At 70.9% G+C, this 6,877-nt stretch carries 7 protein-coding genes and 1 pseudogene; 7 read left to right on the plus strand and 1 reads right to left on the minus strand.

Annotation, left to right across the window (positions count from 1 at the left end; translation table 11 throughout):
- The 7 genes from G6024_RS16750 to G6024_RS13425 all read left to right on the plus strand — a co-directional run.
- On the plus strand, positions 1-752 hold a 752-nt coding region (locus tag G6024_RS16750; protein WP_235027904.1), incomplete at its 5' end, for an NlpC/P60 family protein.
- Positions 753-889: 137 nt separating this feature from the next.
- A complete protein-coding gene (locus tag G6024_RS13400) occupies positions 890-1,903 on the plus strand; it encodes an AAA family ATPase (RefSeq protein WP_067714538.1) in 1,014 nt (337 codons plus the stop codon).
- Positions 1,900-2,883, plus strand: coding sequence for a DUF58 domain-containing protein (locus tag G6024_RS13405; protein ID WP_159148913.1), 984 nt, complete (start codon positions 1,900-1,902; stop codon positions 2,881-2,883). The genes G6024_RS13400 and G6024_RS13405 overlap by 4 nt, the downstream gene beginning before the upstream one ends.
- Positions 2,880-3,860, plus strand: coding sequence for a VWA domain-containing protein (locus G6024_RS13410; RefSeq protein ID WP_159148914.1), 981 nt, complete (start codon positions 2,880-2,882; stop codon positions 3,858-3,860). Before G6024_RS13405 ends, G6024_RS13410 begins: the two co-directional genes overlap by 4 nt.
- Before the next feature lie 65 nt (positions 3,861-3,925).
- Positions 3,926-4,657, plus strand: coding sequence for a 3-oxoacyl-ACP reductase FabG1 (gene fabG1 / locus G6024_RS13415; protein WP_120283251.1), 732 nt, complete (start codon positions 3,926-3,928; stop codon positions 4,655-4,657).
- Between the two features lies 1 nt (position 4,658).
- The gene (gene inhA, locus G6024_RS13420) at positions 4,659-5,501 is read left to right on the plus strand and encodes an NADH-dependent enoyl-ACP reductase InhA (RefSeq protein ID WP_159148915.1); all 843 of its coding nucleotides are present in this window, start codon (positions 4,659-4,661) and stop codon (positions 5,499-5,501) included.
- A gap of 1 nt (position 5,502) precedes the next feature.
- Positions 5,503-6,630 (plus strand): ferrochelatase, encoded by a 1,128-nt coding sequence (locus G6024_RS13425; RefSeq protein ID WP_235027905.1) that lies wholly within the window; start codon positions 5,503-5,505, stop codon positions 6,628-6,630.
- 35 nt (positions 6,631-6,665) lie between these two features.
- On the opposite strand, the pseudogene G6024_RS13430 reads toward G6024_RS13425, so the two are convergent.
- A pseudogene (locus tag G6024_RS13430) lies at positions 6,666-6,877 on the minus strand (hypothetical protein); the annotation flags it as partial.

Genomic DNA, 6,877 nt, shown 5'->3' on the forward strand with positions numbered 1-6,877 from the left:
CAGAGGCGATGCGCGCGGAGGCCCTCAGTGTCCTCGCGGGCCAGCCGGAGGCCGGGAAGCAGGCGGCCGACATCGCCTCCGCGCTCCCGTCGCATCTCGACCTGGGCGCGGTCCGGCAGTTCGCCGGGGGCTCCTCGGACGAGGCGACCCGAGCCATCGGGGGGACCATCGACGCCGGCAGCGTGGGCGCGGCCGTCGACGCCGGCATCAACGGTGACACCGAGGCGATCGTGCAGCAGGTCGCCGACGCGATCAGTCGGGCCGACTTCGGCTCGATCGCCCAGGGGCCGGCGGCGCCCGGGCAGGGCACCGGCCAGGGCGGGAATGCCGGGACCCCCTCGAACAGTGCTCGCGTGGAGACCGTCGTCAACCGCGCCCTCTCCCAGCTCGGGATGCCGTACGCGTGGGGAGGCGGCGATGCCAACGGGCCCACCCGTGGCATCCGCGACGGCGGGGTCGCCGACTGGCACGGTGACTACAACAAGATCGGCTTCGACTGTTCGGGGTTGATGATCTACGCGTTCGCCGGGATCGGCAAGGCGCTCCCGCACTACACCGGCTACCAGTACACCGCCGGGCCGCAGTTCCCGGTGGCCACGCGACAGCGGGGCGACATGCTGTTCTGGCCCGGCCACGTGGCCCTGTACCTCGGCGACGGCCGCATGGTCGAGGCACCCCAGTCCGGTGACGTCGTGAAGATCTCGCCGGTGCGGATGGCCGGGATCTCGCCGATGGTGGTCCGGTTGGTCTGACCGCGGCACCGGTACTGTCGTCCCCAACCCGTTCGGACGGCCCCGGCAGGGCGCCCGGAACACCCGACCACGCGAAGGAGCCCTCCGCGGTGAGCGATCCCCATCCCGAACAGTCGAGCCGTCCCGGCGAGCCCCCCGTGAGCGCGTCGACGGCCGCGGAGGACGCACGTCTCCTCGAGCGAGCGGTCTACGAGGTCAAGAAGGTCGTGGTGGGCCAGGACCGACTGATCGAGATGATCCTCGTCGGCCTCCTCTCGCGGGGTCACATCCTGCTCGAGGGCGTCCCGGGCGTGGCCAAGACCCTCACCGTGGAGACCTTCGCCACCGTCGTGGGCGGGAGTTTCCGGCGGCTCCAGTTCACCCCGGACCTCGTCCCCGCAGACATCGTCGGCACCCGCATCTACCGGCAGGGCCGCGAGGAGTTCGATGTCGAGCTCGGCCCCATCCTGGCGAACTTCGTGCTCGCGGACGAGATCAACCGTGCACCCGCCAAGGTCCAGTCCGCGCTGCTCGAGGTCATGGCCGAGGGGCACGTCTCGATCGGCGGGCAGACCTTCCCCATGCCCAGCCCATTCCTCGTCATGGCCACGCAGAACCCCATTGAGAGCGAGGGTGTCTACCAGCTGCCGGAGGCACAACGGGACCGCTTCCTGTTCAAGCTCGTCATGGACTACCCCACCCCGGAGGAAGAACGCGAGATCGTCTACCGGATGGGCTCGACCCCGCCGGAACCCACGCGGGTCCTCGGCGTCGACGCCCTCATCCGGTTGCAGAAGGCCGTCCGCGAGGTGTTCGTCCATCACGCGTTGGTCGACTACGTCGTCCGCGTCACGGTGGCCACCCGCGAACCCGCACGGCACGGGCTGGAGGACGTGGCGCGGTGGCTCTCCTACGGCGCCTCTCCCCGTGCGACGCTCGGGGCCGTCACCGCAGCCCGTGCGCTCGCCCTGGTGCGGGGACGCGACTACGTGGTGCCGCAGGACGTGATCGACGTCCTGCCGGCCGTCCTCCGGCACCGTCTCGTGCTGACCTATGACGCGCTGGCCGACGAGGTCACCGCCGACACCGTGGTGCGACGCGTGCTCGAAGCCGTACCGCTCCCACAGATCAGCGCGGTTCCCGCCCAGGCCGGCCCGCCGCCGTCACGGTGACCGCCGCGGACGAGGGCAGACGCGACGACCCCGTCGACGCGTCGTCCCGTGCGGCCCTGGCCCAGCTGGAACTGCTCGTCACGCGCCGTCTCGACGGGGTACTCAACGGCGACCACCGCGGACTGCTGCCCGGGCCGGGCACCGAGCCCGGGGAGGCGCGAGCCTACGAACCCGGGGACGACGTCCGAACGATGGACTGGTCCGTCACCGCCAGGACCACCGTCCCGCACATCCGTCAGACCATCGCCGACCGCGAGCTCGAGACGTGGCTGGTCGTCGACCTCTCGCCGAGTCTCGACGTGGAGGGCCGGTACGGGGCCAAGCGGCGACTGGTCGAGGCCGCCGTCGCCACCGTCGGCTTCCTCTCGGCGGGCGGTGGTAGCCGGGTCGGCATGGTCCTCACCGGGGACGGACGCCCACGCGTCCTGCGGGCGACCGGCGGACGGGACCACGTCCGACGCCTACTGGAGGAGGTGGCGCGGTCGGCACCACGCGTCACGCCGGGGGGCTCGCTCGACGACTGCCTCCACGCCGTCCGGAACGCCGCTCGCCGGCACGGCCTGGTGGTGGTGATCTCCGACTTCCTGTCCGAGGTGGACTGGGAACGGTCGCTGCGCGTCCTGGGCACCCGCCACGAGTTCCTCGCCGTCCACGTGGCGGACCCACTCGACATCGCACTCCCGGCCGTGGGCGCCGCCCTGCTGCAGGATCCCGCCACCGGGGAGGTCCTCGAACTCGACGTCGACGACGCGCTCGCCGCCGACTACCGCCGAACCGCCGGTGAGCACCGCGACCGCGTCCACTCCGCGCTCCGGCGGTGCGGCGCACCCGTCCTCGCCCTGCGGACCGACCGTGACTGGATCCGTGACGTCATCGACTTCGTCGGTGTGCGCCGCCAGGGCGGCCTGCCGACCGGCGACAATCTCGTCCGCGACCTCCCCGACGACCGGCCCGGGACGCAGGAGGTGGCGACGCGATGAGCCTGTCCGAGTTCCAGCATCCGCTCTGGCTGATCCTGCTGGTCGTTCCACTGGCACTCGCCGTGGGATACGTCATCGCGCTGCGGTCCAAGAAGCGCCGGACCGTGCGGTTCGGCAACTTCGGGGTACTCCGGACCGTCGATCGCCGAGGACGCCGCTGGTTCACGCACGTCCCGGCCGTGCTCCTGGTGCTGTCACTGCTCACCCTCGTGGTGGCCCTCGCCGGCCCACAGCGCGAACAGAAGGTTCCACGGAACCGGGCGACCGTCATGCTCGTCGTCGACGTGTCCCTGTCCATGGAGGCCACCGACGTCTCCCCGTCGCGACTCGAGGCCGCACAGCAGGCCGCCACGACCTTCGCGAACAACCTCACCCAGGGCGTCAACCTGGGCCTGGTCTCCTACGCGGGCACCGCCTCGATGCTCGTCGCCCCCACCACGGACCGGGGACCGGTGGTCCGCGCGGTCGAGCGACTCAGGCTCGACGAGCGCACCGCCACCGGGGAGGCCATCTACACCGCCACCCAGGCGATCACCACGTTCACCGAAAGCCTGGGCGGACCCGACCAGGCACCCCCGGCGAGGATCGTCCTGCTCTCCGACGGCAAGGAGACCGTCCCCGCCGACCCCACCGAGGAGCGGGGCGCGTTCACCGCCGCCGAACGGGCCTCGGAGGCCGGCATCCCCGTCTCCACCATCTCGTTCGGCACCCTGTACGGCACCGTCGACATCCAGGGCAGGCCGCAGCCCGTGCCCGTCGACGACGCGTCGCTGCGACAGATCGCCGACATCTCCGGGGGCGACTTCTTCACCGCCTCCAGTCTCGAGGAACTCGACTCCGTCTACCGCACCCTCGAGGAACAGATCGGCTACGAGTGGAAGAAGGCCGACGCCTCCCGCCCCTGGCTCGTCATCGGCACCCTGCTGGCCATGCTCGCGGCGGTCGGGTCACTGACCGCGCACCGGCGGATCCCGTGACACCGACCGGGACCCGAGTGCGGACCAGCGCCGGACCGCCCGCCCCGGCTCGCTAGGGTGGGGACATGGTTTCCGAGAGCACGCCCGGCACCACCCCCCGAACGGTCCTCGTGACCGGAGGCAACCGCGGAATCGGGCGGGCGGTGGCCGAGCGGCTCCATGCCGACGGCCACCGCGTCGCCGTCACCCACCGCGGGTCCGGGGCCCCCGAAGGGCTCTTCGGGGTCCAGTGCGATGTGACCGACCCCGACTCTGTCGACGCCGCCTTCACCGCCGTCGAGGCCGAGTACGGCCCCGTGGAGGTGGTGGTCTCCAACGCGGGGACCACCGAGGACACCCTGCTCATGCGGATGAAGGACGAGCAGTTCACCAGCGTGGTGGACGCCAACCTCTCGGGCGCGTTCCGGGTGGCCAAGCGTGCCTCCCGCGGGATGTTGCGGGCCCGGTTCGGTCGCCTGATCTTCATCGGCTCGGTGGTCGGGCAGTCGGGCACCGCGGGGCAGGTGAACTACGCCTCGTCGAAGGCCGGTCTGGTCGGCATGGCACGCTCACTCACCCGCGAACTCGGGTCCCGCAGCATCACCGCGAACGTCGTGGCGCCGGGTTTCATCGACACCGACATGACCGCCGGTCTCGATGACAAGACGCAGGAGCAGGCGATCGCGGCGATCCCCCTCGGACGCAAGGGGTCGGCCGAAGACGTGGCCGGGATCGTGAGTTTTCTCGCCGGTGACGACGCCGGCTACATCTCCGGGGCCGTGATCCCGGTCGACGGTGGAATGGGAATGGGGCACTGACATGAGCCAGACCGACACGGGCGAGAAGGTGGAGACCGGCTCCGGGCTGCTCTCCGGTAAGACGATCCTCGTCACGGGCGTCATCACCGATGCCTCCATCGCGTTCCACATCGCCAAGCACTGCCAACTGCACGGTGCGCAGGTCATCCTCACCGCCTTCGGCCGCCCGTCGTTGGTCAAAGCCATCGCCAAACGCCTGCCCGAGCGTCCGCCTGTGATCGAGTTGGACGTCCAGAGTGAGGACGACCTGGCCGCGCTGGCCGACCGGGTGCGGGAGCACGCCGACTCGCTGGACGGCGTCGTGCACTCGATCGGGTTCGCGCCGCCCAGCTGTCTCGGTGATCCGTTCCTCGACGCGCCCTGGAAGGACGTGGCCGTGGCACTCGAGGTCTCCGCCTACTCCTACGCCTCGCTGGCCAAGGCGGTGCGACCCCTGCTGAACCACGGTGCGTCGATCATCGGCCTGGACTTCGATCCCCGGTTCTCCATGCCGTTCTACAACTGGATGTCGGTCGCCAAGAACGCACTCGAGGCGGTCAACCGCTATGTCGCCCGCGACCTGGGTCCAGAGGGGATCCGCTCGAACCTCATCGCCGCCGGGCCCGTCAAGACGCTCGCGGCGAAGTCGATCGCGGGGGAGGCACTCGGACCCGGTGGCGAGCTGGACCAGATGCAGGACGAGTGGGACCGGCGGGCCCCGTTGGGATGGGACGTCGACGACCCCACCGCGGTGGCCACGACGGCCGTCGCCCTGCTCTCGGACCTCATGACCGCCACGACCGGCACGGTGATCTACGCGGACGGCGGCGCGGGGACGGTCTCGTTCAGCGGACAGGAGAAGTGACATGACAGGAGCGACGGACGACACCGTGGGGCAGGACGACACCATGGGGCAGGTCGACGCCCTGCTCGTGCTCTCATTCGGCGGGCCGGAGGGGCAGGAGGACGTGATCCCGTTCCTGGAGAACGTCACCCGGGGCCGGGGGATCCCGCAGGAGCGCCTCGAGGAGGTGGCCACCCACTACCGCCACCTGGGCGGCCGCAGCCCGATCAACGACCTCAACCGCGAGATCATCGCGAATGTCGAGGCCGAACTGGCCCGCCGCGGCCGCGACCTGCCCGTCTATTTCGGCAACCGCAACTGGACCCCGTACCTCGAGGACACCCTCATGCGGATGAGAGACGATGGCGTCCGCACCGCGGCGGTGTTCGTCACCTCGGCATGGGGTGGATACTCCGGGTGCGGGCAGTACCACGAGGACATCGAGCGGGCACGGGGCGCGGTCGAGAACGCTCCCACGCTCGTGCGCCTGGGACAGTTCCACGACCACCCGAAGTTCGTCGATCGCTTCGCCGCCGACCTGTCACGTGCCCTCGAGGACGCCCGGCAACTGGCCCGCGACGCCGACTCCGACGGTGCCGGGGTCGGAACGGGGGGAGAACCCCGACTGGTGTTCACCGCACACTCCGTCCCGACCACTGCCGACGCCGCGGCCGGCCCCAAGAGACTCGGCGGTCACCTCTACAGCCGTCAGGTCAACGATGCCGCGCGTCTCGTCGCCGCGGCGGCCGGGGTGGACGAGTACGACGTCGTGTGGCAGTCCCGGTCGGGGCCACCGAGCGTGCCGTGGCTCGAACCGGACGTCGTGGACCACGTCCGAGACCTCGCGACGCATCAGGGGATACGTGACGTCGTGGTGTGCCCGGTCGGCTTCATCTCCGACCACGTCGAGGTGATCTGGGACCTCGACACCGAACTCGTCGAGGACACCGACGACCTCGGGGTGCGCATCACCCGGTGCGCGACCCCGGGCCCGTCTCACGAGTTCACCGAGATGATCCTGCAGATGCTCGACGAGGTCGAGACGGGGGAGCGGATCGAGCGGCTCGGTGACGTGCCGTCCCTTGGCTGTACCCGGAACGGCGCCCGGTGCGCGGTCGACTGTTGCCCGGCACCCTCGCGGAGAGCGTGACCTGACGCTCCGACGGTCCCGGTCCCCGGGCGTCGTCAGAAGGTTCTCAGCGCCGCCTCGCCGGCCGCGGCCACCGCGGACCGGCGTGCGGCGTCCTTCACCGCGACGAGTCGCCGGAGAACCGGCTCGCGCGCGGCGGGATCCACCCCGGCCTCCGGCTGTGCCAGCGCGACGGAGGTGATCGCCTCCACCCGGTCGATCCTGTCCACCAGCTCGAGGACGCGGGACGGGAGCCCGGCCGGCAGGC

The sequence above is a fragment of the Dietzia maris genome, from assembly GCF_014144855.1.
Lineage (GTDB): Bacteria > Actinomycetota > Actinomycetes > Mycobacteriales > Mycobacteriaceae > Dietzia > Dietzia kunjamensis.